The following is a 25,470-nucleotide window of genomic DNA, read 5'->3' as shown; positions in this document are numbered from 1 at the left end:
ACCGACCGCCGCCCGGAGGGCCGGTTCCCGGCCGGGCCGGCGTCAGCGCGGAAGCAGGGCGGCGATCTCGGCGACGACCGCCGCCGGGGTCCGGCCGTCGGTGATCACCGTCTCGGTGGCCACCTCGGCGTAGAGCGGCCGGCGCTGATCCATCAGGTGCTTGAGGGTGGCGCGCGGATTGATCGCCAGCAGCGGCCGGCCCGCGCCGAGCCCGACCCGCTTCACCGCGTCGGGCAACTCCACCGAGAGGTGCACGACCCGATGACCCACCAGGGCCGCCCGGGTCTCCTCGGCCAGCACGGCGCCGCCGCCGAGGGCGAGCACACCGGTGCCGGCGGCGAGCGCCGCCGCCACGGCGGCCCGCTCCAGGGCCCGGAAGTGGTCCTCACCCTCGTCGATGAAGATCTCCGGGATGCTCTTGCCGGCCAGCTGCTCGATGTCGGCGTCGGTGTCCCGGAACTCCACGCCGAGGGTGGCGGCGAGCGCCTGCCCCACGGTGGTCTTGCCGCAGCCGGGCGCCCCGACCAGGACCACGACCGGCGCCATCAGCGGATGACCAACGCGTCGAGGTAGCCGGCCAGGTTGCGGCGGATCTCGGCGACCGAGTCACCGCCGAACTTCTCGGTGGCCGCCTCCGCCAGCACGAGCGCCACCATCGCCTCGGCGACGACCGCGGCGGCGGGCACCGCGCAGACGTCGGAGCGCTGGTTGATGGCGGTCGCCGGCTCGCCCGTGACAACATCCACGGTGGCCAGCGCACGGTTCAGCGAGGAGATCGGCTTCATGGCGGCGCGCACCCGCAGCGGCTCGCCGGTGGTGATGCCGCCCTCCAGCCCGCCGGCCCGGTCGGTGACGCGGCGGACGCCGGTGGCCGACGGGATGATCTCGTCGTGCGCCTCGGAGCCGCGGGAGCGGGCCTGCTGCCACCCGTCGCCGATCTCCACCCCCTTGATCGCCTGGATCGACATCAGCGCCGTGGCCAACCGGGCGTCGAGTTTGCGGTCCCACTGCACGTGACTGCCCAGGCCCGGCGGCACCCCGTACGCCAGCACCTCCACCACGCCGCCGAGGGTGTCGGCGGCCTTCTTCGCGGCGTCCACCTCGGCGACCATCAGGGCGCTGGCCTCCGGGTCGAGGCAGCGCAGCGGGTCGGCGTCGATGCGGTCGGCGTCGGACGGGGTCGGGCGCAGCCCGGGCTTCGCGGCCACCGGCCCCAGCTCGACGACGTGCGAGACGATCTCGATGCCCAGGGCCTGCCGGATCAGCGCCTTGGCGACGGCGCCGACGGCCACCCGCGCGGCGGTCTCCCGAGCGCTGGCGCGCTCCAGGATCGGCCGGGCGTCGTGGTGGCCGTACTTCTGCATGCCGGCCAGGTCGGCGTGGCCGGGCCGGGGGCGGGTCAGCGGCGCGTTGCGGGCCTGCCGGGCCAGCTCGTCGGGGTCGACGGGATCGGCGGCCATCACCGTGCGCCACTTCGGCCACTCCGAGTTGCCCACCCGGATCGCCACCGGGCTGCCCAGGGTCACGCCGTGCCGCAGCCCGCCGATCACCTCGACCTCGTCCTGCTCGAACGACATCCGGGCACCACGGCCGTAGCCCAGCCGACGGCGGGCAAGCTCGCCCGCGATCTCGGTGGTGCTCACCTCGATGCCGGCCGGCACCCCCTCCATCAGCGCGACGAGGGCGGGACCGTGCGATTCACCTGCAGTCAGCCAGCGCAACACAGCGGTCAGTCTGTCACGGCGCGCGACGGGCGCGTCGCGCTGCCCGCCTCGTCCCGCCCTGCGGACGGCCGGGACCGTCCGCAGGGCGGCTCCGCGCGACGGATCAGATGCCCCGGCCGCGCTTGTGCAGGGTGCGCAGCACCGCGTCGGCCCGGACCACCCGACCGGCGACCGCGAGCGCCAGGTAGGCGCGCGGCTCGCGGGGATTGCTGCGCAGGGTGCGTCGCGCCCAGCGCAGCGCGCCCCGGCGGTCACCGGAGGCGGCCTGGGCGAACGCGATCTGCCCGGCGACGCGGGCCGCGCCGGCCGGCTGGGTGGCGAACTCCGGGTAGCGCCGCAGCAGCCACTGCAACGCCTCGGAGATGGTGTCCCAGCGCTGCGCGAAATACGAGCGCTTGTGCCAGCGCACCAGCACCGACGGGGTCGGCAGGTTGATCAGCGGCGCGCTGCGGGCGGCCCGCAGCAGAAATTCGTAGTCCTCCGCGTAACTGCCCGGAATCTCCTCGTCGACCAGGCCGAAGCCCTCGCGCAGCGCCGTCGCGCGGATCAGGAAGGTGGACGGGTGCAGCTCGGTCAACCGGTCCCGCAGGAGGTCGTCGAGGGTGATCCGGTCCTTGTCGAGCACCCGGTCGACGGTGTGCCCGTCGTAGCTGACGCGGATGCCGCAGCAGACGAACTCGGCCGCCGGGTCCGCGGCCAGGGCGTCGACCTGGGCGGCCAGCTTGCCCGGCAGCCACTCGTCGTCGTCGTCGCAGAACGCGATCAGCTCACCCTCGGCGGCGAGGGTGCCGCTGTTGCGCGCCCCGGCCAGCCCCGGCGCGCGCCCGTTGCCGATGACCCGCACCGCCCGGTCCGGCCCGGCGAGGGCCGTCAGCGACTCGTCGGGCGTGGACTGGTCGAACACGACGACCGCCTCGATCCGGCCCGGGTACTCCTGGGCGAGGATCGCCGCGAGGGCGGCGCGCAGCAGCTCGGGGCGGTCCCGGGTGGGCACCACGACGCTGACGCTCGGCTGTCCGGTCATCTGGTCTCCTCCGTACCCTGGCCGGGTCGCGGCCCCCTCCGCCAGCGGGGTCGGCGCCGGGCCGACCGGGCCACCAGGTCATCCACGATCTGCCCGACCCGGGCGACGGCCGCGCGCCGGGCCTCGTGCGCCGCCGGGTCGGCGGCCACCGCGTACCGGGACGGGTCGGCCTGCCCGGCGGCGAGCGCGTCGTGCAGCGCCTCCCGGGTCTCGCAGAGCGCCACCAGCCCGGCCGCGCCGAGCCGACGCGCGAAGAGCTGCTGGTGGTCGTCGACGTGCTCACCGCGCGACGGGTCGCGGGGCACCACGATGGGCAGGTGCCCGTGCCGGCGGGCCTCCAGGATCGTCGCCGGGCCGCCGTGACACACCACCAGGTCCGCGTCGGCCATCGCCTGTTGCAGGGCGTCGTGACCGAGGAAGGGCACCGCGCCCGGCAGGGGCGGCGCCGTGGTGTGGCCGTGCTGCAGGGTCAACCCGACCGGGCCGGACTGCGCGTGCCACTGCGTCAACCAGTCCACGAGCCGGTCGAAGGGGTGCTTGTCGGTGCCGACCGCGACGAGCAGCCGGGTCTGCTCGACGTCGGTGGTGTCGCGCTGGCGCGGCAGCCGGGACGGGTCGGCGACGGTGTCGCGGCGGGCCGTGCCCGTCTCTCCGCTCACAGCAGGGTCCCGACGACGGTGGCCTCCGGGTACTGCCGGCGCTGCTCGTCCCACTGCACGAGCATCGCGGACAGAAACGGCCGGCAGAGCCGGGCGGTCAGCGTCGGGGTGTCGATCCGGTCGTACACCTCGATGTAGACGGTCGGGATGCGACGCAGGCGGGCCAGCACCACGAACGGCACGGCCACCCCGGCGCCGGTGGTGACCACGGCGGCGACCCGCCGGCCCCGCAGCACCCGCCAGGCCAGTCGCGCGTTGCGCAGCAGGTTCGGCACGTTGCGGGTGGTCGGGTGGTGCGCCGGCACCAGATCCTCACCGGCCAGCAGTGACACCGCCTCCGGGGTGTCGAAGGTGACCCAGCAGCGCCGCCACCGTTCGTACCAGGGCCGCAGGGCAAGTAGTTGGGCCAGGTGACCGCCGCTGGATCCCACCAGCAGCAGCACCGGCGGCTCGTCGTCGTTGTTCGTGTCCACGCGACTCCCCACAAGTCAGCTTGGAATTCCGATTCACGCCAGGCAGAAGCAGATCACAGGTTTTCCGGTCGTTGAATAGCGCGACCGGGCGAGGCGACGATCTCCACTCGGCGTCGTCAGAGCCGCTGTCGGCCCCGCAGCCCATCGATCGTCATCACGACCTGCCATTATGTCGTCACTCTGCGACGCGCACCCGGCGTCGCGTTGTCTCCAGTTCAGTCGCTATGTCGTTTCTCGATGACGTCCAACAGTGCGGGATGCAGCGCGCCGTTCCACCCGGCGCCGGCGTCCGCCAACCGCCACGTCCGCAGCCACATCTCCAGCAGGTACGCGTCGGCCACCAGCCGGCACTGCGCCGGGCCCAGGCCGAGCCGCGCACCATGCCGGCCCAGCTGCCCGTCCACCGCCACGGCGGCCACCGCAGCCGGTTCGGCGCGCAGCACCAGCGACCGCTGGAAGGCGTCGTGCGCCAGGTCGAAGCCGACCGGCACGTCCGGACCACTGTGCTCCCAGTCCCAGGCCACCAGCCGGCCGTCGTGCGTGCCCAGGTTCCACGGCACCCAGTCGCCGTGCCAGTGGCCGAACTCGACGGCCGTGTCGCCGTGCCGGCGGGCCAGCGCGTCGACCGCGGCGACCGCCCGCGCCCCGGCCGGCCCGGCCGCGGCGGCCCGCTCGGCCTGGGCGGCCAACCGGGTCAGGAACGTCGAGGACGCCAGCGGTCGCGGTGCCCCGGCCGGGGCCCCGCGGCGGGCGACCGCGAGCAACGCCGCGATCCGGGGCGGGTCGTCGGCCGGCACGCCGCGTACGTCCGGTGGCAGCGGTTCGATCACCGCGACCGCCTGGCCGGCCCACGCCGTCTCGGTGAGCAGCCCCGGCGGCACCGGATGGTCGACGACGCCGGTCACCGCGCGCAACGCCCGCAGCGCGCTGGCCTCGGCGGTGACCAGCGCCCGGGTGGCGTCGTTCCAGCCGATCTTCGCGTAGCCGCGCGGACGACCGTCGACGGTGAACAGTTGCAGGGTGGGTTTGACGTTCGGGTCCGGTGGACGGACACCGCACGCGGCCAGCAGCGGCGTACCGCCCAGCGCGGCGGCGAGCCGCTCGGTCAGCAGCAGCTCGGTCACGGGCGCCCCCACCGGCACCGAGACGGTCAACGTCGGAAACGGCGCCAGACCCGCCCCGCCGAACCGGGCCAGCCCACCGAGCGCGGCCCGCAGCGCCCGCACCTTCGGCGGCCGCAACGCGTTGTACGCCAGCAACGACGCCGCGCCGGCCCGGGGTGCGCCCAGCGGCACGAGGAACCGCGCCCGGGCCACCGACGGCACCACCGCGTACCGGGCCACCGCCCGATGCCCGGCCGGCAGCGCGCCACCCACCGTCAGGCCGACCCGGTCGTCCGGGAACACCGCGCGGCTCACCCAGCCCAGCCCGTCCACCCGGGACCGGGGATCGGTGGCCAGGGTGACCCCGGTCGTCACGCCGCCCGGTCCGCCCAGTCGAGGTCCAACCCGAGCCGCTCGCGCAGCGCGTCGTTGTACGGGCGGTAGTAGTCGGTCAGCTCGGCGCGGACCGCCGGCTCCAGCGGTGCGGAGCGCCGGTCGTTGTAGACCTTGAAGTTCGGCAGGTCGTACGGGGGCAGCCCGAGGAAGTCGAGGGTGCGCCGGTACGTGGCGCGGGAGTCGCGGTACAGGTCCTCGCTGGGCAGGAAGAGGATCTGCTCGGAGTCGAAGCGTTCCAGCCACGGTTCCAGGTGCTCCAGGTAACGGCCCCGGGCCCGGTACGTGTACCAGTCGTACGCCTCGCTGAACGCCTCCGGCTCGGCGATGAGCCGCTCCCGCTCCCCCGCTGTGCGCTCCGGCTCGGCGGCCAGCGCGGCGGCGAAGTCCAGCGGCTCGATGCCGTGGGTGCGGCGCTCCTTCCAGTGCGAGTACGCCCGCTCGACCGGGTCGCGCAGCAGCACGATCAGCTTCACCGTCGGCAGCAGAGCGGCGACCCGCTGCGCGGCGAGCGGGTGGAACATGTAGAGCGGGGCGGCCTCGCCGACCCGGACCGGCCCGCCGTGCCGCTTCGCGAGGGCCTCGCGCTGCCGCTCGGTCGGGAAGTGCGAGCGGTACCACGCCTCGCCCCGGCCCCAGTGCTCCTCGAAGTAGTGCGCCGACTTGGTGTTCCAGGCGGGAAAGAGCCGGGGCACCAGGGGGTGCTGGATGAGGTAGTTCCACAGGGAGGTGGTGCCGCCCCGCTTGGTGCCGATGATCAGGAAGTCCGGCAGGGGTCGCCGGTCACTGGTGCGGACCCCGTAGTCGACCAGGGACTCTTTCACCCGGGTGGTCACCTGGGTCGGCACCAGCTGCTTGACCCGGTCACGGATGGACGCCACGATGGCCCTCACCTGCCTCTCGTCGATTCCGGGCCGACCCCGGCGGCCGTGGCCGCGTCGTCGGATCCACGGATCTGCCTCATGGTCACCCGGATGCCGGCGCGCACCCGGGGCAACGTCAACAAGCCGACGCAACCGGCCAGCAGCACGCCCAGCGACACCGCCAGGCCCGGCAGGCCGCGGCCCCCGGCCAGCACGCCGATCCCCGCCGCGAGGCCCACACCGCCGAGGGTGGCCGCCGCCGCGCGCAGCGTCGCGGCGTCGACCAGCGGCTCGGCGACCACCGCGCGGGCGAACGCGGCGGCGGTGAGGTTCTCGGTGGCGATGCCGGCGGCCCAGGCGAGCGCCGCGCCCGTCGCGCCGTGCCCGGGGATCAGCCAGAGCCCGAGCGAGACGGTCACGGTGAGCCCGGCCAGGGTGGACACCAGGTGCAGCCCGCTGCGCCCGCCCATCAGCAGCAGGCTCTGCACGTTGCCCACGCCGGTGTTCACCAGCATCGCCAGCGCGAGCACCGTCATCGCCGGCACGCCGGCGGTGAACTCCGGGCCGAACAGTTGCAGGAACGCGAGCGCGAACACCGCGAGCAGCAGGTACACCGGCCAGGACAGCACCAGCCCCCAGGTGGTCAACTGCCGGTGCACGGCCGCCGCGGCGGCCCGCTCACCACGCCCCAGCAGCCGGGACAGCTGCGGTGACACCGCCACCCGCAACCCCTGCATGGCGAGCTGGCCGGCCAGCACGTACCGGCCGACCGCGCCGAACACGCCCGCGTCGGCCGGCCCGGCCAGCACCGACGTCAGCAGCACCCCCACCCACATGCTGCCCGCGTCGATGGCCGCCGAGGCGGCCCGGGGCAGCGCGAAACGCCAGAACGTCGACCAGTCGGCCCGGCCCGGTCGCAGCGCCGCGCCCCGGCCCAGGCCGAGCGGGCCGGCCACCAGGGTGAGACAGGCCAGCAGCGCCAGCGCCGCCGGAACCAGCCAGCCGGTCATCCCGGCGAGCAGGCCGCCGCCGGCCAGCGCGGCCGCGCCGACCAGCGCCGGGCGGGCCACCGGCAGCAGCAGGAACTGCACGCCGACGTACGCGCGGATGGGTCGTACGCAGCGCAGCGCGGCCAGCAGCAGGGTCATCGCCACCACCACCGGCACGGCGGCGAAGGTGAGCGTCAGCAACGCGTCGCCGCCGTCGCCCGAGCCCCGCAGCAGTCGGGGGGCGAGCGCGTCGGCGCTCAGCGCTCCGACGCCGGCGACCACGAGCCCGGCCAGCAGCGGGGGGATCAGCGCCACCGGAAGCACCCGGGCCGCGTCCCCCCGGACTCCGAGACGACGCCGGGGCAGCGCCCACATCAGACCGGTCTCCGCGCCCAGCGTGCAGACCGCGGTGGCCACGGTGACCACGCCGATGGCGGCGAAGAACGCGCCCGCGCCGGCCGTTCCGTACCCCCGGGTGATCACCACGGCCAGCACGAAGCCGAACAGTCCGCTGGTGGCGGCGCCGAGCAGCCCGGCCACGCCGCTGCGGGCGCTGCGGCGCGTCTCCGCCGCGCCGATGTCGACCGTGCCGGCGGCGCCCGAGCCCGAGCGGTGCGGGCCGTCGGGGCCGGCGCCGGCCGGTGGCCGGGTGGCGGCGGTCATGCCGGCACCGCCGTACCGGGCGGGCGCGGCGGGCGTTGCCGCTGCGCGCTCGCCAGCCGTTCCCGTTCGGCGAGCGCCATGGCGAAGGCGACCGCGAAGAACGCGACCGACAGGTTCTGGTTGGCCATGCCGTAGAACGGGACCTGCACGAGGCAGACCACCGGCACCACCGCCAGCCACTGCCCGGCCGCCGAGGTCGCCCGCGCGCAGATCACCGCGGCGGCGACGAACCAGGCCAGAAAACACACCAGCGCCGGTACGCCGTGGCTGAACAACACCATCCACAGCTGCCCCTGGGTGCCGATCGGCGCGGCCGCGGAGACCGTGTCCACGTTCACCGGAGCGCCGTAGCCCAGCCACGGCGAATCCTGCACACGGCGGATCACCTCCGTGTAGAGCGACAGGCGGTCCGTGTTGGTGTCACTGGAATCGACCCGCTGGCTGATCAGGTCGGTGATCGGGATGACCAGGGTGGCCAGCGCGCCGATCACGACCACGCCGACGATGGACGCGGCGACCCGGACGTTGCCGCGCATGCTGGCCCGCACCCCGAGCACCGCGAGCCCGGCGCCCAGGCTGAGGAACATCGCCCGATTCAGCGTGAGGAACGCCGGCGCCAGCGACAGCGGCAGGGACGCCAGCAGCATCCAGCGCAGCAGACCCTGACGGCGCAGCATGGTGTACGCCACCACACAGGGCAGGGTCATGGCGTACGCGCTGCCGTAGTTGTTGGTGTACGAGAACGGCGCGGCCGGCCGGTAGATCGGGTTGAGCGAGCGCTCGCTGTACTCCGCGGTGGTCAGGTGCACCATGTCCTGGATGAACGGGGTACGAGCCACGCCGGCGGGCAGCAGCACCTCCATCGGGGTGGTCATCGCCAGCCGGGGCACCAGCACCCCGAGCCAGCCCAGCACCACCAGAGCGAACCAGAACGCGCAGAGCGGGGTGAGCACCGCCACCAGGTCGGCGCGTTCCCGAGCGGCGGCGTAGACGTAGACCCCGACCACCAGCGCGGTCAGGTAGAAGGCCAACCGCAGGGCGAACGTCAGCAGCGAGGCCGGCGAGGACAGTTGGGTGGCGCTGACGACCACGATGGCCAGGAACAGCAGCCAGCTGCCGGCGGCCGGCGGCAGCGGCACCCGACCCCGGGTGAGCAGCAATGCGAGCAGCAGCGCGCCCAGCAGCGGCCAGCCCAGGTAGAAGGCCCCGAGCGACCACCAGAGCGGCACCAGCCCGAACATCAGCGCCAGCGGCCAGAGCGGCAGCCGGGCGGGGGGCGGAGGCGGTGGCGCCGGCCCGAGGGGGGCGGCGGCGTCGCCGGGTGGCGGCTCGGTCGCCGGGGCGCGGGTGAGCGACACCGGTCAGACCCGGCCGTTGCGGGTGAGCACGAAGCCCAGCGGGGTGACCCCGGCGGCGCGCAGCCGCTCGACGAGCCGCCGCAGGTCGCTCTGCCGGGTGCGGTCCCGCTCGATGACCACCACGGCGCTGCCCTGGCGGGCCACCGCCACGCCACGCTCGTCGGACTCCGCAGGTGGGGCGTTGAACAGCACCAGCCCGTGGTCCGCGCCCTGCCGCCAGGTGCCGAAGCGGACGCTGCCCACCCCCACGGTCACCTCGTCCGCCGACGTCGGCCGGCCGTTCTCGGCGTGGCCGGACGTCACCCGGGGCAGGGTCAGCGTGGCGTCCGGGTCGGTGGATGGACGGGCGCCGGGCGGGTGCGGGGAGGGCCGCCGAGGCGCCGGGCTCTCCGCGGTGGCGCCGGCCGGGCTCGGAGCGCCGGCCGGGCGGGGCTTGGGCACCAGCGGCCGGGACGGGTCGACGGGCAGCCGCCCGCGGTCGGCGAGGACGGCGGCGCGCAGGCGCTCCACGCGCCCGCTGTCGTCGGCGACGAAGACCTCCCGGCCGTCGGCGGCGAGCGCCACGGCCAGCCCGGCGGTGAGGGCCGTGGCGTCTTCCCGGGCGGTGACCAGCGCGACCCGGGCCGGTTGGCGGACCCGCTCGGCGACCGCCATCGCCACGTAGCGGATGTCCGCGTCGACGGCCCGGGGGCTGCCCCGAAACGCCGGCCGACGCACCGTGCCGAGCAGCGGCAGGCCGCTGGCGTCCCGACCGTCGTTGACCGAGCGGACCCGCCGGTCGGTCGACTCCCAGGCGTACGCCAGCACGACGCCGATCAGCGCGCCGCCGAGCAGGCCGGCGACCAGGTAGAGCGGCCGGTGCCCGGCGGAGGTGGCCAGTGCCCGCTCGGCGGTCTGGGTGACCCAGCCGGGGTTGACGTCGACCGCGGCGATCTCGGTACGGGCGGCGTTGAGCTGGGTGAGCTGGTTGTTGATGCCGGACAGTTCGGCCAGCGCGGCGTCGCCGGCGGCGGTGCCCTTGGCGCTGCTCACCCGCTTCTGGACGGCGACCTGCTGGGCCGCGACCTTGGTGATGCTGGCGTCGTAGGAGCGCAGCATCTCGGCGCGCTGCTGCTCGTACATGGTGCGCCGCACGTCGAGGTACGCCTGCGCGGCGAGGTTGGCCCCCTGCACCGCCCGCTGCGCGTCGGGCGCCTGGTAGCTGAAGCGCAGGATCTGCCCGCCGGTGGGGACCTCGACCTCAAGGGCGTTGCGGATCTCGCGCGGGTCGCCGCCGGCGGCGTCGGCGAGACGTTGGACCACCTGGGTGCCGGTGGCGAGACCGCTCTCCACGTTCATGTTGACGGCGCGGTCGGCACCCGCACCGCTGGGGGTGAAGGCGTCGGTGACCACCGGGCGGACCGCCACCACCGCGCTCGCGGTCACCGCCGCCGGCACGAGCAGCACGTAGCCGAGGGCGGCGAGCAGGCCGACCAGGGCCACCGCGACCACCAGCCGCAGCCGGTGCATCGGCACCCGCAGCAGGTCGGTGAGCGTGACGGTACGGGCGGTGCCGGCGGACGGGCCGTCCGTCGGCCAGGAGGCGGGCGTCGTGTCAGTCATGGAACTTCTTCACCGTCTGTTGAGGATTGCCGACGACGACGACGCCCGGTGGCACGTCCGCGCGCACCACCGTCGCGGCGCCCACGACGCTGTTCCGGCCGACCCGGACCCCCTTGAGGACCAGGGCGTGCGCGCCGATCCACACGTTGTCCTCAAGGACGATCGGGGCGCGCGTGGCCGGGCCGGGCGGGGCGTGCCGCTGCTCGGGCGGCAGGTTGTGGAAGTCGTTGTCGAGGAGTTCGCAGTCGGACAGGAGGCACCGGTCTCCCACCGTCACCGACGTCCAGGTGCCGATCCAGGTGGCGTTGAGCAGACAGTCGGCGCCGATGCGCACCTCGCCGGGGCCGGCGAAGCGGACCAGTTTGTTGAGGCGGCTCCGGTCGCCGATGCTGACCCGTACGCCCCGGCGCAGCCGGATCCGACCTCGGATCTCCACGTCCCGGCCGAGCGTGAGCCGGCGGTAGCGCAGCCTGTACCACGCGCGTTTGAGCGCGAAGACCAGGTGCACGGCGCGTTTCGCGCGGATGCCAGCGGCGCCGACCAACGACCCCTCCCCCACATCGTGGGGTCGGCGGCGGTGGTCCCGCCGCCGACCCAACGCGAACAATCTACCGATGCTCCGTTACCAACGGTTGACCGTTACTGCACGGAGAAGAACATCGAGGGGGTAGACCAGGACAACTCGGGCGCCGCTGTGGCGATGACCGTCGCCGTGGCGCCGTTGACCACGGCGGTCGGCGCGGCCGTCGGGTCGAACGGCACGCTGCGCAGCGTGCCGTCGGTGGCACCGTAGACGATCCGACCGCCGACCCAGGCCATGCCGCGCACAGCCGACCAGGTGACACCGGTGGTGGGCAGCGCGAACTCGGTGGCGCCCAGATAGTTGCCGTCGATCTCGAAGTAGCGGTAGTAGAGGTTGTTGGTGCCGGTCCGGGTGTAGTAGAGCCGGCCGTCGAGGTAGAAGGCCCCGGTCAGCAGCGCCGGGTTGAACCAGTCGTTGTAGCCGGACGCCTCCCACGGCGACCCGATCGCGCCGCCGTTGAACAGCGAGACGTCGATCCGGCTGCCGGTGGGCGTACCCGCGACGGTGTGCGCCCAGTAGATCCGGTCGTCGACCCGCCAGGTCGCGCCGGCCGCGGTGTAGGCGGGCTGGCTGACCACGGTCGAGGTGCCCAGCGCGGCGCCGTCGAACGGCACCTTGGTCACGGCACCCGGGGCGGTGGCCAGGTAGAGGTTGCCGGTGGTCACCGACGGCGGGTTCTTCGCGGTGAACGTACGCCCGCCGGCGAGCGGGAACATGCCGAGCCGCCCGTGGTACTCCTCGCCCATGCCGTCGGAGTTGTGCCCGAAGTAGAGGCCGTCCGAGCCGCGCCAGAGCACCGGCACCGCGGAACCCCAGGCGGTGGTGCCGGCGGGCATCGAGGCGCTGCCGCTGCGGCGCGGGTTCCAGTTCACCGGCAGGCCGGTGGCCGGGGTGACCGCGCCGATGCCGAGCCGGTCGATCGCGCCGTTGCCGGCGGCGTCGTTGGCGTTCGGGTTGTTCAGCCACCGGAAGTGCCCGCCGAGGTAGATGACGTTGTCGGCCACCTCGACCGAGGTGATGGTGTCGTTGCCGGTGAAGTCGACCCAGGTGGCGAGCTGGCCGGCGCCCCGGGCGGGGGTCTCGAAACGGACCAGGGCGTCGCAGTAGGCGGTCGGCCAACCGCCGCCGCCGTTGGAGCCGACCACGAACCAGCTGCCGTCCTCGCCGAACCGCACGTCCTGCACGTAGTGCACGAACGTCGTCGGGGCCGCGCACGGCGGCACGTACTTCTCGGTGCTCCAGTCCAGCACCGTCGGGGTGCCGGTGAGGTCGACAAGCGCGATCTGGTTACGCGGCAGGTCGTTGACGAGCGTGAAGTTGCCGCCCAGCACCAGGGTGCCGCCGTCCGGCGTGACGTCGATCGTCCACACGTACGACGTGGTGCCGTGCCGCCCGACGGTGGCGTCGACGGCGAACGTCGGGTCGATCGCGCCGGTCGTCGCGTTGAGCCGGCCGAGACCGGCGTGCGCGGTGCCGTTGAGCCAGTTGAACGCGCCGGCCACGTAGAGCGAGTTGCCCGACAGGACCAGGTCGCGGACGGTGCCACCGTCGGAGCGCCCGACCCAGCTGTCGATGATCGCGCCGGTCGCGGGGTTCAGCGCGACCAGGTTCTTGCGGGAGACACCGTTGACGTTCTTGAAGGCGCCGCCGACGATCAGCGTCCCGCCGGGGCCGGCGAGCAACGTGTTGACCGCGCCGTCGAGCACCGGCAGGAAGCTCGTGGACATGGTGCCGGTGGTCCGGTCGTACGCGAAGAGGTAGCGCTGCGTGATCCACGCGGAGCTGGCGGTCTGTCGCAGCTGGGTGAAGCTGCCGCCGACGAAGACGGTGTTGCCGACCTGCGCGAATGCGCGGGTCTCGCCGTCGCGGGCGTGCGGGGTCGTGTCGCTGGGATTCGCGGACACCAGGGTCGCGGTCCCGGGGACCGGCACCACCGCCGCCGAGGACACCGAGGGCACGCTGAGCACCGCGGCGACGACCGCCAGAGCGACCACCCCCGCCCGAGTACGACGTCGTACTGACAAACGCCACAAGTGCGAGAGTTTGGGCACGCTGCGCCTCCAAGATGGATGAGAACCCGAGGTAGCGTGCCTCGCCCAGCCTGGTAGGCGCATCCGCCGATTGGGCGGTGCCTGAATCTGCTAGCCGACAGAACGCCGGAGGATCAGTTGGCTGACCCTCGATGAACGGCGTGCGTCGTCACTATGTCGTCATCTCGTCAGCGGCTACCTCCGGTGGGCTGGCGCAGGTACGCGTCCTTGCCGGCCTGGGTGAAGCCGGCCACCGCGGAGGCATCGTGGTTCATCGTCATGTCACAGGTCGCCGTGCGGCTGGTCATGCCCGGCGAGTTGAAGTAGATGGCGGCCTTGATCTTTGGATGGGCCTTCAGGGCCGCCGGGAACTCCTGGAACCAGCGCTGCTTGGCCCCCGGGTCCTTGGCGTCGAAGTTCGTGCCGAACTCGGCGAGCATCCGCGGCTTGCCGGCCCCGATGCCGTTCTCGTCGAGCCAGCGGTAGAAGCCGTCCACTGTGGTGCTCGGGCTCTTCCACACGGTGCTGCCGTTGCAGACGTGGAAGTTGTACGGGTCGTAGGCCACCCAGTCGACGTACCGGTCGCCGGGGTAGAGGCCGGCGTACCGGGAGTAGTGCCCGGACCAGCCCATCATCGTCCAGACCCAGACGGCGTTGTCCGCGCCCGCCTTGGCGAACCGCTCGTACACGTACTTCCAGGCCCGGACGAAGTCGGCGTCGCTGCCCTTGCCCGGCTCGTCCTCCGGCTCGTGGTCGAAGCCCAGGAACACCGGCACCTTGGCGTCGCGGATGCGACCGGCGACCGCGTCGATGGTGGCGTCCTGCCGGCCACTGTAGATCTCGGACCACTTCAACGTCGTGCCGGCGGAGAAGTCGCGGGACTCCCAGGCGAAGAACATCAGCCGCCCCTCGCGCATCTGCTGGGTCTCGTACGCGTCGGGGAAGGCGCCGTTGCTGCCGACGTTGGAGAAGTCGTGGTAGCGGTGCACGATGTCGAATTTGCGCCCGACCTGCGCCTCGACGTCGGTGATCGCCTTGCCGTGGTCCCAGCCGCTGCCCGCGTTGGCCGGTGAGTACATCCCCCACCAGGCGCCGCAGGACGGCACGAGCGTGTCGGACACCTGGCCGCACTTGCCGGACGGGAGGGTGGGGCTCTGCGTCGGGGTCGGCGTACGAGTCGGCGCGACCGTCGGCGTGGGCCGGGGCGCGGCGGTCGTCGGCGCGACCGTCGGTGAGGGCGGCGGCGCCGGTCGGGTGGTCGGCGCCGACGTCGGCCCGCTGCCGAGGTCGTAGCTGATCACCAGGCTGGGTCGCAGCTCCGGGTTGCGGTTCTCGACCGACGCCCAGTAGACGCGGGTCTCCAGACCGGTCTGGGCGAGCGACACCGTCCAGGTGCCGTTGCCGGTGACCAGCTTGGAGACGTCCCACTCGTTGACGCCCTTGGCCACGCCGGCGACGGTGTCCAGCGCGGGGCTCGCCGTCGCCGGGGCCGGGCGCGTCTCGCGGGCGCTCAACGACGAGGCGTGCGCGGTCATTGTGGCGGCGAACTGCTGCCAGGCGTGCATGCGCAGGGTCGCCCGGACGTTGACCGCGGCGGCCGGCACGGTGGTCACGGCGAACTCGACGACCGCCTCGCGGCCACCGCGCGGGTTGCCGTCGCAGCGCGCCGGGCAGGTCGCCAGGGTCGTCTTGGTGGCATTGTCGCCGTCCTGCGTCACCATCGTCGCGGTGGTGTCCGCCACCGCGCGGATCGACAGGTCGTCGCTGGCCAGCAGCGGCATCATGGTCGCCACGATGCCGGCCACCACCGCACCGCCGACCACGCCGATGGCGATCGCCTTGCGCCGGGGACCGTTGCGGAGCCGGGTGATGCGGTGCAGTCCATGCCTGGTCAAGGAGAACTCCCTGTGTCTGCTGCGGTAACCGTGAGCAGCGTATCGACGACCAGGGCATGTCGTGGGCAGGACAGTTTCCCGTAAGCGCGTCTTAACCGTCAGCTAAGGAAGGCGCCCCGACGGGCCGCCATCAGCGCCTCCCGCATCGCCTCGACCGGGGCGCGTACGCCGGTGAACTGCTCGAACTGGCCCACCGCCTGCGCCAGCAGCAGGTCCAGTCCGGACACCACCCGCAGACCGGCCGCGCGGGCGGACGCCGCCAGCGGCGTCGGCCACGGGTCGTACAGCGCGTCGAAGTAGACCCCGTCCGACCGCCACGTCACCACGCCGGCGAGCGGGTCGGCGACCCCCTTCGGGACGGTGGAGACGACCACGTCGGCGACGGCGAGGTGCCGGGGCGCGTCGGCCCAGGCACCACCCGCCAGCGCCACGTCGAGGGCGTCGGCCACCGGGCGAAGCTCGTCGACCGCCTCGACCCGGCGGGCCACCACAGTCACCGAGGAGCACGCCAGCCGTGCGGCGGCGGCGAGCGCGGCGCGGGCCGTTCCCCCCGCGCCGAGGACGGTCAGGGTGGCGCCGGGCGCCACCCCGGCCCCGGTGAGCACATCGACCATGCCGCCGACGTCGGTGTTGTCCGCGTACCAGGAGCCGTCCGGACGGCGTACCAACGTGTTGGCCGCGCCGACCGCGACGGCGACCGGCGACGCGGCGTCGGCCACGGCGAGCGCCGCCTCCTTGCCCGGCATGGTCACCGACAGCCCGGCCCACTCGGGGCCCAGGCCGGCGACCAGGGCCGGCAGCTCCGCGGCCGCGCACTCGACCCGGGTGTACGACCACCCGGCCAGCCCGGCGGCGGCGTAGCCGGCGGTGTGGATCACCGGCGACAGGGAGTGCGCGATGGGTTTGCCCAGCACCGCGGCCCGACGGGCCACCACGGTCCGCGTCATGTCCGCCCCCCGTACACGTCGCCTCGACCCTACCCACCGCACCGACCACCGCACCACCCGTCGCCGACCGCGCCCACGGTGTTCGCTTGACGTTCCATCGACGTCGGTGAAAGCATTCGGCGCAGGACGATCGATCGGAAACAGGGGGGAACCATGAACAAACGGATTCTGCGCGTCCTCATCGCGATTGCCGCGGCCTTCAGCCTTTCGTTGATGGCCGCCGCACCCGCGCGTGCGGACAGCGCGGCGGGCAGCTGGTCGGACAACCACGAGCTGTGCGCGTCCAGCTCGTGCGTGCGCGCCGGCAACATCGTGCGCCTCTGGCAGGCCATCATCTGGGCCGACGACCTCAGCGGCACCGTCGGCACCAGCTTCATCGACGGCGAGTACGGCTCCAACACCGCCGCCAAGACCAGGACCTGGCAGGACGTGATGAACATCGGCATCGACGGGTCGGTCGGGCCGCAGACCTGGGGCAAGGCGTACGGCGCGGTCAACCGCAACACCGGCTACGACACGAGCACCCAGACCGGGTACTTCTACTACGGCTACAACCGCACGTTCGCGCTGCGCAAGCAGAACAGCAACGGGGTGTGGACGTTCCTGAACCCGCGCACCGGCTCATGGACCGGCACCAGCCACTGACAATGACGTAAATCGTCTCTCATCAGGGCCAGCGTGAAGGCTCCCTTTCCAAGCCGACCACATTATCGGTCACCATTGGAAAGGGAGCCTTCGCACTGTTGCGGGCGGCGCGGGACGGCTGCCGGTACCGTGTCCGCCGTTATCTGAGCCACCGGCCGGACCGCTACCCGTCAACCGGCTTCGGCCGGTTTCTCACCTGGTCAGGGGAGCGTAGCCACCGACGAGCAGTTGCCGATACCGGTGCGGCAGATCCGGTAGGAGTAGCCCGACCGCGCGAAGGCCGCCCAACCTTCCGACGAGGTGCAGATCGAGTTGCCCTTCCACGACCACGAGCTGCTACCCGGGGCGCGCTCCTGCCAACGGGCGCAGTGCCCATCGGTCAGCGGGTCCCGGGCGTAGAGGTCCCAGTCACCATTCTTGATGTAGACGGCCCGACCTGCGGCACCGGTGGTGCTCCTGGTGACCTCAGCGGCCTGTGCCGGCACTGCCGCGAAGGCAAGCAGCACCATAGCCGTCGAGGCGACCGCTCCAGCTCGCGCCGTCCATCTCTTCGTGGTCACAACCATTCCCCCCGTTCTCAAGACTGTCGATACGGACAGCGGCAGTCTAAGAGGCAGAGGAGAAGTGCGCTGCCCCGCCAGCGCGGCGTGACGGTGAACCCGAGATGGGAACGGGCGGCATCAGATCACCCCAGCCTCCTTGGCCTTGGCCTCGTTACGCTTCTGCTCCTCGTACGTCTCGGCGAAAGCGGAATGCCCCTGCTTGTCGATCGCCACGAAGTAGAGCCACTTGCCCACCGGCGGGTCCATCGCACCCTCCAGCGCCGGTTCACCGGGGTTGTTGATGGGAGTCGGAATCAGGCCCCTCAGCTTGCGGCTGTACGGGCTCGTGGTGTCGAGCAGCTCCGACTGATTCATCTCGGCCGATGTCTTGGTCGGCTTACCGGTCAACTCCAACCAGTAGTTGACCGTGACGTCCATCTCCAGGCAGTTGCAGTCGAACTCGCCGTACACCCGGTTGTAGGCCACCCGCGCGACCTTGCCCAGGTCGTCCTTGTTGCCGGCCTCGGCCTGGGCCAGCGACGCCACGATCAACGCCTCGTACGGGCTGACGCCACCCCGCTCCTTCTGCACCCGGTCGGCGAACTTCATCTCGCCGGTCACGGAGAGGAAGTTGTCCACCATCAGACTCAGGATGCTCTCGGCGGTGGCCTTCGGCGGGATCTCGTACGTGTCCGGATAGAGGAAGCCCTCGATGGACTTGACGACCTTCTTGCCGTCGGCGCGCTTGAACCACCAGTCCGGGACGCCGAGCGCCTCCGGGTCCTTCGCGGCGGCCTCGAACTCCTTGACCGGAATCTTGGTCTTGTCGGAGAGCAGCTTGTAGATGTTCTTGCTGGTGCGGCCCTCGGGGATGGTCAGCCCGTTGACGATCTTGTTCTTCAGGTCGAGCATGGCCGTCACGGCGCTCGCGCCGCTCATCTGCTTGCGCAGCTTGTACGTGCCCGGCTGGATGTTCTTGCTGCGCGAGTTGGCCTCGGCGGCCTCGATGAACGCCTTCTGGCTCTTCACCACGTCCGCCGCGACCAGGGCGTCGGCCATGTCGGCCAGCAACGCGCCGTTCTTGATCTCGACGGTGATCTCACCGGACCCGGCACCGTCGTAGTCGGGGGTGACGAAGTAGTTCTGGATCCGGTCGAACCCGTAGAACGCGCCGCCACCGATGCCGCCCAACAGGAGCAGGGCCATCAGCAGCGCCAGGAAGGTCTTGCCCCGGCCACCACCAGAACCGCCCTTGCGCTTACGGAAGCTGCGCCGGTGCCGGCCCTTCTCACCCCGCTCCGGCTCGTCAAACCCAAGATCCAGATCGTCGATCATTACGTCCGCCTCCGCTGCGCGTCCAGCCAGCTCTGCAGGATCTCCACCGCGGCCGCCTGGTCGACAACCGCACGTTGACGTTTACCTCGGACGCCACGTTCGGCAAGCCTACGAGAAGCGACCACGGTCGACATCCTCTCGTCGGTAAGCGTTACCGGTACGGGCGCTATCACATCGACCAATCGGTCAGCGTACGCCTTCACTCCGACCGCCGCGGGACCGTGTTTGCCGGCCAGGTTGACCGGAAGGCCGACGACAACCTCGACCGCTTGATGTTCGGCCACCAGGGCCGCGAGCTGGGCAAGGTCGCTCGGCACCGCGTCCGGCGCGGCGGTGAGATCGCGGGCGAGGGTGACCAGCGGCGTGGCCAGCACCCCGTCCGGATCCGAGCGGGACACCCCGACGCGCACCTGACCGACGTCCACGCCAATACGAACGCCCCGTGTGAAGCCGCTCACCGACGGTCACCCCTCGGCTGTCGACGAACCAGGGCGGACCGATCGGTCCGCCCTGGTCGACCATGACCGTCCATCACGCCTCGGTGATCGCCTTCTCGACGGTGAGCAGCAGGTTCGGCGCCTCGGCCGCCGGCAGGCCGCCGCCCTGGGCCAGGTCGGGGCTACCCCCGCCGCGCCCGGAGAACGCCGCCTTCACCAGGTCCGAGGCGGCCAGACCCCGACTGCGGGCGGCCGCGTTGACCGCCACCACCAGCGACGCCTTGCCGTTCGCGCGGGCCGCCACCGCGACCACCGCCGGCCGCGCCGGGTCGATCTTGCCGCGAATCTCCTGCGCCAGGGTCCGTACGTCGTTGCCGGCCGCGCCCTCCGGCGCCTCGGTGCCCACGTACGCCACCCCGCGCACATCCTTGGCCTGCGCCGCGAGCGCCGCCGCGCCACCCAGCACCAACTGGGCGCGCAGCTTCTCCAGCTCCTTCTCCGCGTCCCGCAGCTGGGTCACCGTCTGCTCCACCCGGTCGGCGACCTGGTCGTTGGGCACCCGGTACAGCTCGGCCAGCCGGGAGACCAGCAGGTGCTCCTTGGCCAGGAAGCCGAAGGCGTCCATGCCGACCAGCGCCTCGACCCGGCGGACACCGGAGCCGATGGACGACTCGGAGAGGATCTTCACGAGACCGAGCTGGGCCGAGCGGGCCACGTGCGTGCCGCCGCACAGCTCGCGGGCGTAGTCGCCGACCTCGACGACCCGCACCTCCTCGCCGTACTTCTCGCCGAACAGCGCCATCGCGCCGATCCGCCGCGCCTCGTCGAGCGAGGTGATGAAGGCGTGCACCTCCAGGTCGGCCAGGAGCACCTCGTTGACCTGCTGCTCCACGTCGCGCAGAACGGTCGGCGACACACCCGTCGGGGTGTTGAAGTCGAACCGCAGCCGGCCCGGGGCGTTCAGCGAACCCGCCTGGGTGGCCGACTCGCCGAGGAAGTTGCGCATGGTCTGGTGCACCAGGTGGGTGGCCGTGTGCGACCGGGAGATCGCCCGCCGCCGGGTGGTGTCGATCTCGGCGTAGCCGGTGTCGCCGGGGTGCACCTCGCCCCGGATGACCCGGGCCCGGTGCACGATCAGGCCGGGCACCGGCTGCTGCACGTCGAGCACCTCGACCTGACCGTCGCCGACGGTGATGATGCCGTGGTCGGGCTGCTGGCCACCGCCCTCGGCGTAGAACGGGGTCGTGTCGAGCACCAACTCGACGGTCTCACCCTCGGTCGCCGCCTGACGCGGGCCGTCGGAGCCCAGCAGCGCCCGCACCCGCGACTCGCGGGCCACCTCGCTGTAGCCGGTGAACGTCACCGGGCCACCCGCGTCGAGCACCGACCGGTACGCCGACACGTCGGTGTGCCCCGTCTTGCGGGCCTGCGCGTCCGCCTTCGCCCGGGTCCGCTGGTCGGCCATCAGCCGGCGGAAGCCCTCGTCGTCGACCGTGAGGCCCTGCTCCGCCGCGATCTCCAGGGTCAGGTCGATCGGGAAGCCGTACGTGTCGTGCAGCTGGAACGCCTTCGCCCCGGACAGCGCCGTGCCGCCCGCCGTGCGGGTCTCGGCGATCGCGGTGTCCAGGATCGTCGTCCCGGCGCGCAGCGTCGACAGGAAGGCTTCCTCCTCGGCGTACGCGTACTGCGCGATCCGGTCGAAGTCGGTCGCCAGCTCCGGGTACGACGGCGCCATGCAGTCCCGCGCGACCGGCAGCAGCTCCGGCAGCGCCCGGTCCTGCCAGCCGAGCAGTCGGATCGACCGGATCGCCCGGCGCATGATCCGGCGCAGCACGTAGCCACGGCCCTCGTTGCTCGGGGTCACGCCGTCGCCGATCAGCATCAGCGCGGTCCGTACGTGGTCGGCGACCACCCGCAGCCGGATGTCGTCCGGGTGCGACTCGCTGGCCACGTGCCCGGAGTGCGCGCCGTAGCGCTTGCCGGTCAGCTCGGCCGCCCGGGCGAGGATCGGCCGGACCTCGTCGATCTCGTAGAGGTTGTCGACGCCCTGCAGGATCGAGGCCATCCGCTCCAGGCCCATGCCGGTGTCGATGTTCTGCGCCGGCAGGTCACCCAGGATCGGGTAGTCCTCCTTGGTGGTGCCCGGACCGCGCTCGAACTGCATGAACACGAGGTTCCAGTACTCCATGTAGCGGTCCTCGTCGACCGCCGGGCCGCCCTCGCGGCCGTACTCCGGGCCCCGATCGTAGAACAGCTCCGACGACGGACCGCACGGCCCGGGAATGCCCATCGACCAGAAGTTGTCCGCCTTGCCCCGGCGGACGATCCGCTCGGCCGGCACACCCACCGACCGCCAGATCTCGTACGCCTCGTCGTCGTCGAGGTAGATCGTCGGCCAGATCCGCTCCGGATCCAGCCCGTAACCACCCTCGGCGATCGGCTTCGTGGACAACTCCCACGCCAGCGGGATCGCGCCGGCCTTGAAGTAGTCACCGAAGGAGAAGTTGCCGTTCATCTGGAAGAACGTGCCGTGCCGGCTGGTCTTGCCGACCTCGTCGATGTCCGGGGTGCGCAGGCACTTCTGCACGCTGACCGCCCGCCGGTACGGCGGGGTCTGCTGGCCCAGGAAGTAGGGCACGAACTGCACCATGCCGGCGTTGACGAACAGCAGGTTCGGGTCGCTGATGGCGGGCAGCGGAGCGGACGGCACCACGGCGTGGCCGTTCGCCTCGAAGTGCGCGAGGTACCGCCGCTTGATCTCCGCCGTCTTCATCGCTGGTGTTCCTCCGGAAAAATGTCTCGATCGCCGATCCGCGGGGACTCCCGCAGCTCGGCGAACTGGTCATCGAACGCCTCACCCTGGGCGAACGCCTGGTGGATCTCCTGCTCGCGTTCGGCCATCCCGATCCGGACGTCCTCCACGAAGCTACGCAGCGATTCCACCAGGCCGCCAGCGGATTCCGACAACGAGCTGGCGATGCCGGCCGGGGTGTACGCCTGCGCGGTCCGGGTCGCCTTGCGGACCACGATCACGCCGACGGCCACGCCGATGCCGAGCCAGAACAACCGCCTCATGTCCTGCTACCTCCTGCTGGCCCGGCCGGTCAGCGGTTGCCGCGCCGGGCGGCCCGCCGCTGCTGCTTGATGGTGTCGCGCACCTCGCGCTCGGTCTCGGCGTGCCGGCGGCCGGCGGCGGCCTTGCGCACGCCGTAGCCGAACGCGGCCACCTTGACCAGCGGGTTCGCGGCCGCGGCGGAGACCACGGTGGCGAGGTTGGCGACGTTGGCGGTGACGTTCTGGGCGTGGCTGGTCATCGTGTCGACCTTGGCCAGCTGCAGGTTCACGCCGTCGAGCGAGGTCTGCACCTGCTCCAGGGCGACGTTGACGTTCTTCACCGTGGTGTTCACGTCGCCGAGCAGCGGCGCCGTCCGATCGTTGAGGTCGTTGATCATGCGCGTGGTGGCGTCCACCGTGTGCCGCAGCCGCAGGATCGGCAGCGTCAGGATGAGCACCAGCACCGCGAACGCGCACGCCGCGATCAGCGCCGCGACCTCTAAAATGTCGCCCACGCGTGTCCCTCCTCAAGCAGATTTCCGCCGGACCCGACGTCCCCGGAACGCACAACCTGGCGCCCACCGAACCCACCGAGCCGTCGCCGGTCGCCGGGCACGGGCGGGCCCGCCAGCCCCAGACCCTACCGTCCGTGATGGAGAGCGGCTCAGGACGGTGAGGGTGTCACGTCGCCCAGCGGATCTCCGCTGACCGTCGGGAACGGGTCCTCTCCGGTCAGTGACGGATCGGTACTGGGCTGTGGCCTGGTCCGCTCGTCGTCGATCGCGTTGCGCACCTTCACCGACACCAACGAGCCGGTGCACTCCCCCGCAGCGGCCGACGGCTCCGGGGACGGCACGATCGCCGGCTCCCCATCGACCGGCGGCGGTACGCAGGCCGGCGCCCGTACCCACAGGTCGAGGGTCAGCTCGTCCTGACGCCAGCACGTGTAGCTGCCCTTCGTCTCCTGCTCCGGGCAGCGGCTCACCTTCCACGGTCGCCAGCCGTCCTGGCGCAGCGCGTCCTCGTAGACCTTCGCCGTCTCCTCCGGCGACTTCTCCGAGGTGACGGTGCGCTCGCGCAGCCGGCAGTCGAGCAGGCACCAGCGGCTGCCGCTGACGTCGTCGACCGTCTTCGTCGCGGCCCACGCGGGCACGGCGAGCTGGTCCAGGTTGTCGAAGACCGGGTCCCGGCTCAGCGTGCGGACGCCGAAGAAGAGCGGTACCGCGCCGAGCAGCACGACGCTGACCAGCGCCAGGACGGCCACCCGCAGCCGGCGTCGTTCGCGCGACTGCCGGCGTACCTCGGAACGGGCGCCCGGGGCGTCGTCGTCGGCGGACGCGTCCTGGCCGGCCGCGCGCAGTGCGGGCCCGTCGGCCGGTTCGGCGACCGGCGCGGTCGCGGTGGGCACCACGACGGCGGCGCGGGCCACACCGACCGGCTCGCCGGGCCGGCCGGACGGTGGCACGGGAGCGACACCGCTGGGCTCGGGCCGGCCGGCCTCGCGCGGCGGCGGCAGGGCACGGCCCGCGGCGCGGTCCGCCGGTCGCGGGGCGGCGGCACGCGCGGCCACGGGTGACCCGGGGCCGGCGTGCTCGGCGCCCGACCGGTCGTCGCCGACGGGCGGCTGCCCGACGCCCGGCGGGCGGACGGCGGCGCGAGCCGGACCGTCCGGACCGGCGCCCGGCGGGACGGCCGCACGGGCCGGGCCGTCCGGACGGGGCCGGGCCGAGCCGGGGCGGGGCGGGGTGTCCGGGCCGACGCCCGGGCGCACCGCCGCACGAGCGGGACGATCCGGATCGACGCCCGGCGGCACTGCGGCACGGGCCGGGGCGTCCGGGCCGGCACCTGGGGGCACGGCGGCGCGAGCCGAGCCGTCGGGGCGAGCGGCACCCCGCTCGGGCATGCCGGCGCCGGGACGGGGTGGACCGTCGGGACCACGGCGACCGGCGCCGGAGACCGGCGCCTCGCCGGGCGCGGGTCGGGCCCGCCCCCCGGGCGGTGCGGAGCGGGCGCCTCGGACGGGCGCGGGCCGCCCACCGCCGGCGGGGCCGGCATACGGGTCGTCGCCGCGGTCGTCGGCCGGCCCGGGACGACCGGTGGGTCCGTCGGGGGCGGAGTCGGCCGGCGGGCGGCGGCGTCGGTTGATCGGATCCGCGGCGGTCCCCGGAGCGGCCCGACGGCCGACGGGCCGCTCACCGGTGACCGGCGGATGAGGCACGGAACCGCTCGGTTGCTCTCCGGTGGGGTCTGGCCCACCGGGCCGGGCGGCCCGGCGGCCGGTGGGAGCGTCCGCGCCCGGGTCGGCCGGTGGCCCGACGGGACGACGGCCGGCGGTGCGTTCCGCGGCGGGATCGGGTACGGCGAGTGGGCCACCGGAGCGATCGGTCAGATCACCGGCGGGCGGCGGGGCGGTACGGCGGCCGACGGGGCGGTTCGCGGTCGGGGCCTGCGCATCGCCACCTCGGCGGTTGACCACCGGCAGACCGGGGTCGGTGTGCGGCAGCCGGCCGGCCTGACGCAGCCAGTCGGCCGGCCGCTCCGGGCGGTCCGCCCGCGGCTCACCGCCGGTCGGCACGCGTCGGCCCTGGTCGTCGGGGACCGCTCGACGGCGGCCGGTGCCGTCGGTGGACGTGACGCTGGCCGACCCGGCGCTGGTGGGCCCGGCGCTGGTAGGCCCGGCGCTGGTGGGCCCGGCGTTGGTGGGCCCGGCGCTGGTGGGCCCGGTGGACGCCTGCGGCATCGGTGGGGCGTTGCCCGAGCGGGGCACCACCGGCGCGTCCGGTTCGGCGGCACGGCGGTGACCACCCCCGGCCGGGCGGGCGTGACCCGCGGGCTCCGGCGCTCCCGGGTCGACCGGGCCGGGACGACGCCGGGCCGTGCGCGGGTCATTGTCGATCGCGGGGTCGGCGCGCAGCCCGTCGGCGACCTGCGGCGCGACGCCGGGCGGCGGCCCGTCGAACCGGCCCGGACCGGCCGCGGTGGGTGGCCCGGCGGGTCGCGCCGGATCGGGAACGGGTCCCGTCGTACGTCGGCCGGCGGCCAGGCCGTCACCGGTCAGCGGCCGGCCGCTCCCGGTCGGGTCGGGCCGGGGTCGGCGGCCCGGCGGCACGGCGTCCGGCCGGCGCAGTGGCGGCATCGCTTCCGCCCGGCC

At 73.2% G+C, this 25,470-nt stretch carries 22 protein-coding genes; 1 reads left to right on the top strand and 21 read right to left on the bottom strand.

All coding sequences use genetic code 11. From position 1 onward, the window contains the following. Window positions 1–42: 42 nt before the first annotated feature. From ABZT87_RS16830 to ABZT87_RS16765, 14 genes are all read right to left on the bottom strand, one after another. Window positions 43–546 (bottom strand): shikimate kinase, encoded by a 504-nt coding sequence (locus tag ABZT87_RS16830; RefSeq protein ID WP_354863179.1) that lies wholly within the window; start codon window positions 544–546, stop codon window positions 43–45. Next, window positions 546–1,724, bottom strand: coding sequence for a chorismate synthase (aroC, locus tag ABZT87_RS16825; RefSeq protein ID WP_354863178.1), 1,179 nt, complete (start codon window positions 1,722–1,724; stop codon window positions 546–548). Before aroC ends, ABZT87_RS16830 begins: the two co-directional genes overlap by 1 nt. A gap of 103 nt (window positions 1,725–1,827) precedes the next feature. Beyond that, window positions 1,828–2,748 (bottom strand): glycosyltransferase family 2 protein, encoded by a 921-nt coding sequence (locus ABZT87_RS16820; RefSeq protein WP_355067086.1) that lies wholly within the window; start codon window positions 2,746–2,748, stop codon window positions 1,828–1,830. Next, window positions 2,745–3,407, bottom strand: coding sequence for a glycosyltransferase (locus ABZT87_RS16815; protein ID WP_354863193.1), 663 nt, complete (start codon window positions 3,405–3,407; stop codon window positions 2,745–2,747). The genes ABZT87_RS16820 and ABZT87_RS16815 overlap by 4 nt, the downstream gene beginning before the upstream one ends. Next, window positions 3,404–3,880, bottom strand: a complete 477-nt coding sequence (locus tag ABZT87_RS16810; RefSeq protein WP_354863194.1) for a UDP-N-acetylglucosamine--LPS N-acetylglucosamine transferase — start codon at window positions 3,878–3,880, stop codon at window positions 3,404–3,406. Before ABZT87_RS16810 ends, ABZT87_RS16815 begins: the two co-directional genes overlap by 4 nt. A 215-nt stretch (window positions 3,881–4,095) precedes the next feature. Beyond that, a complete protein-coding gene (locus tag ABZT87_RS16805; protein WP_355136386.1) occupies window positions 4,096–5,358 on the bottom strand; it encodes a hypothetical protein in 1,263 nt (420 codons plus the stop codon). Further along, window positions 5,355–6,257 (bottom strand): sulfotransferase domain-containing protein, encoded by a 903-nt coding sequence (locus tag ABZT87_RS16800; RefSeq protein ID WP_355067124.1) that lies wholly within the window; start codon window positions 6,255–6,257, stop codon window positions 5,355–5,357. The genes ABZT87_RS16805 and ABZT87_RS16800 overlap by 4 nt, the downstream gene beginning before the upstream one ends. An 8-nt stretch (window positions 6,258–6,265) precedes the next feature. Continuing rightward, entirely contained in the window at window positions 6,266–7,891 is a 1,626-nt protein-coding gene (locus ABZT87_RS16795) for a lipopolysaccharide biosynthesis protein (protein ID WP_355136384.1), read from the bottom strand. Beyond that, window positions 7,888–9,249, bottom strand: coding sequence for an O-antigen ligase family protein (locus tag ABZT87_RS16790; RefSeq protein ID WP_355136382.1), 1,362 nt, complete (start codon window positions 9,247–9,249; stop codon window positions 7,888–7,890). Before ABZT87_RS16790 ends, ABZT87_RS16795 begins: the two co-directional genes overlap by 4 nt. A gap of 3 nt (window positions 9,250–9,252) precedes the next feature. After that, the gene (locus ABZT87_RS16785; protein WP_355067082.1) at window positions 9,253–10,851 is read right to left on the bottom strand and encodes a lipopolysaccharide biosynthesis protein; all 1,599 of its coding nucleotides are present in this window, start codon (window positions 10,849–10,851) and stop codon (window positions 9,253–9,255) included. Continuing rightward, entirely contained in the window at window positions 10,844–11,395 is a 552-nt protein-coding gene (locus ABZT87_RS16780) for an acyltransferase (RefSeq protein WP_354862968.1), read from the bottom strand. Before ABZT87_RS16780 ends, ABZT87_RS16785 begins: the two co-directional genes overlap by 8 nt. Window positions 11,396–11,490: 95 nt before the next feature. Beyond that, window positions 11,491–13,428 carry a hypothetical protein gene (locus ABZT87_RS16775; protein WP_355136380.1) on the bottom strand — a complete coding sequence of 646 codons (1,938 nt, stop codon included), beginning with the start codon at window positions 13,426–13,428 and terminating at the stop codon, window positions 11,491–11,493. Between the two features lie 224 nt (window positions 13,429–13,652). Further along, entirely contained in the window at window positions 13,653–15,359 is a 1,707-nt protein-coding gene (locus ABZT87_RS16770; RefSeq protein ID WP_355136378.1) for a glycosyl hydrolase, read from the bottom strand. Window positions 15,360–15,457: 98 nt separating this feature from the next. Continuing rightward, the gene (locus ABZT87_RS16765; protein WP_355136376.1) at window positions 15,458–16,306 is read right to left on the bottom strand and encodes a shikimate dehydrogenase; all 849 of its coding nucleotides are present in this window, start codon (window positions 16,304–16,306) and stop codon (window positions 15,458–15,460) included. A 153-nt stretch (window positions 16,307–16,459) separates the two neighbouring features. On the opposite strand from ABZT87_RS16765, the gene ABZT87_RS16760 reads away from it, so the two are divergent. After that, a complete protein-coding gene (locus ABZT87_RS16760; protein WP_354862950.1) occupies window positions 16,460–16,951 on the top strand; it encodes a peptidoglycan-binding domain-containing protein in 492 nt (163 codons plus the stop codon). A 200-nt stretch (window positions 16,952–17,151) separates the two neighbouring features. Here ABZT87_RS16760 and ABZT87_RS16755 read toward each other — a convergent pair whose 3' ends face one another. The 7 genes from ABZT87_RS16755 to ABZT87_RS16725 form a co-directional block, all read right to left on the bottom strand. Beyond that, the gene (locus tag ABZT87_RS16755; RefSeq protein WP_354862949.1) at window positions 17,152–17,460 is read right to left on the bottom strand and encodes a hypothetical protein; all 309 of its coding nucleotides are present in this window, start codon (window positions 17,458–17,460) and stop codon (window positions 17,152–17,154) included. Window positions 17,461–17,631: 171 nt separating this feature from the next. Beyond that, on the bottom strand, window positions 17,632–18,828 hold the full coding sequence (mltG, locus tag ABZT87_RS16750) for an endolytic transglycosylase MltG (protein WP_355136374.1): 1,197 nt from the start codon (window positions 18,826–18,828) through the stop codon (window positions 17,632–17,634). Then, window positions 18,828–19,286, bottom strand: coding sequence for a Holliday junction resolvase RuvX (gene ruvX / locus ABZT87_RS16745; RefSeq protein WP_354862946.1), 459 nt, complete (start codon window positions 19,284–19,286; stop codon window positions 18,828–18,830). Before ruvX ends, mltG begins: the two co-directional genes overlap by 1 nt. A 73-nt stretch (window positions 19,287–19,359) precedes the next feature. Continuing rightward, window positions 19,360–22,038, bottom strand: a complete 2,679-nt coding sequence (alaS, locus tag ABZT87_RS16740; protein ID WP_354862944.1) for an alanine--tRNA ligase — start codon at window positions 22,036–22,038, stop codon at window positions 19,360–19,362. Then, on the bottom strand, window positions 22,035–22,340 hold the full coding sequence (locus tag ABZT87_RS16735; protein ID WP_354862942.1) for a hypothetical protein: 306 nt from the start codon (window positions 22,338–22,340) through the stop codon (window positions 22,035–22,037). The genes alaS and ABZT87_RS16735 overlap by 4 nt, the downstream gene beginning before the upstream one ends. A gap of 29 nt (window positions 22,341–22,369) precedes the next feature. Then, window positions 22,370–22,834, bottom strand: a complete 465-nt coding sequence (locus tag ABZT87_RS16730; RefSeq protein WP_354862941.1) for a DUF948 domain-containing protein — start codon at window positions 22,832–22,834, stop codon at window positions 22,370–22,372. Window positions 22,835–22,983: 149 nt separating this feature from the next. After that, the gene (locus ABZT87_RS16725; protein ID WP_354862952.1) at window positions 22,984–23,679 is read right to left on the bottom strand and encodes a hypothetical protein; all 696 of its coding nucleotides are present in this window, start codon (window positions 23,677–23,679) and stop codon (window positions 22,984–22,986) included. Between the last annotated feature and the right edge of the window lie 1,791 nt (window positions 23,680–25,470).

Origin of the sequence: Micromonospora sp. NPDC005237, assembly GCF_040607775.1 — a bacterium.
In the GTDB taxonomy this organism is placed as follows: Bacteria; Actinomycetota; Actinomycetes; order Mycobacteriales; family Micromonosporaceae; genus Micromonospora.
This window is presented reverse-complemented; position numbering and strand designations above follow the sequence as displayed.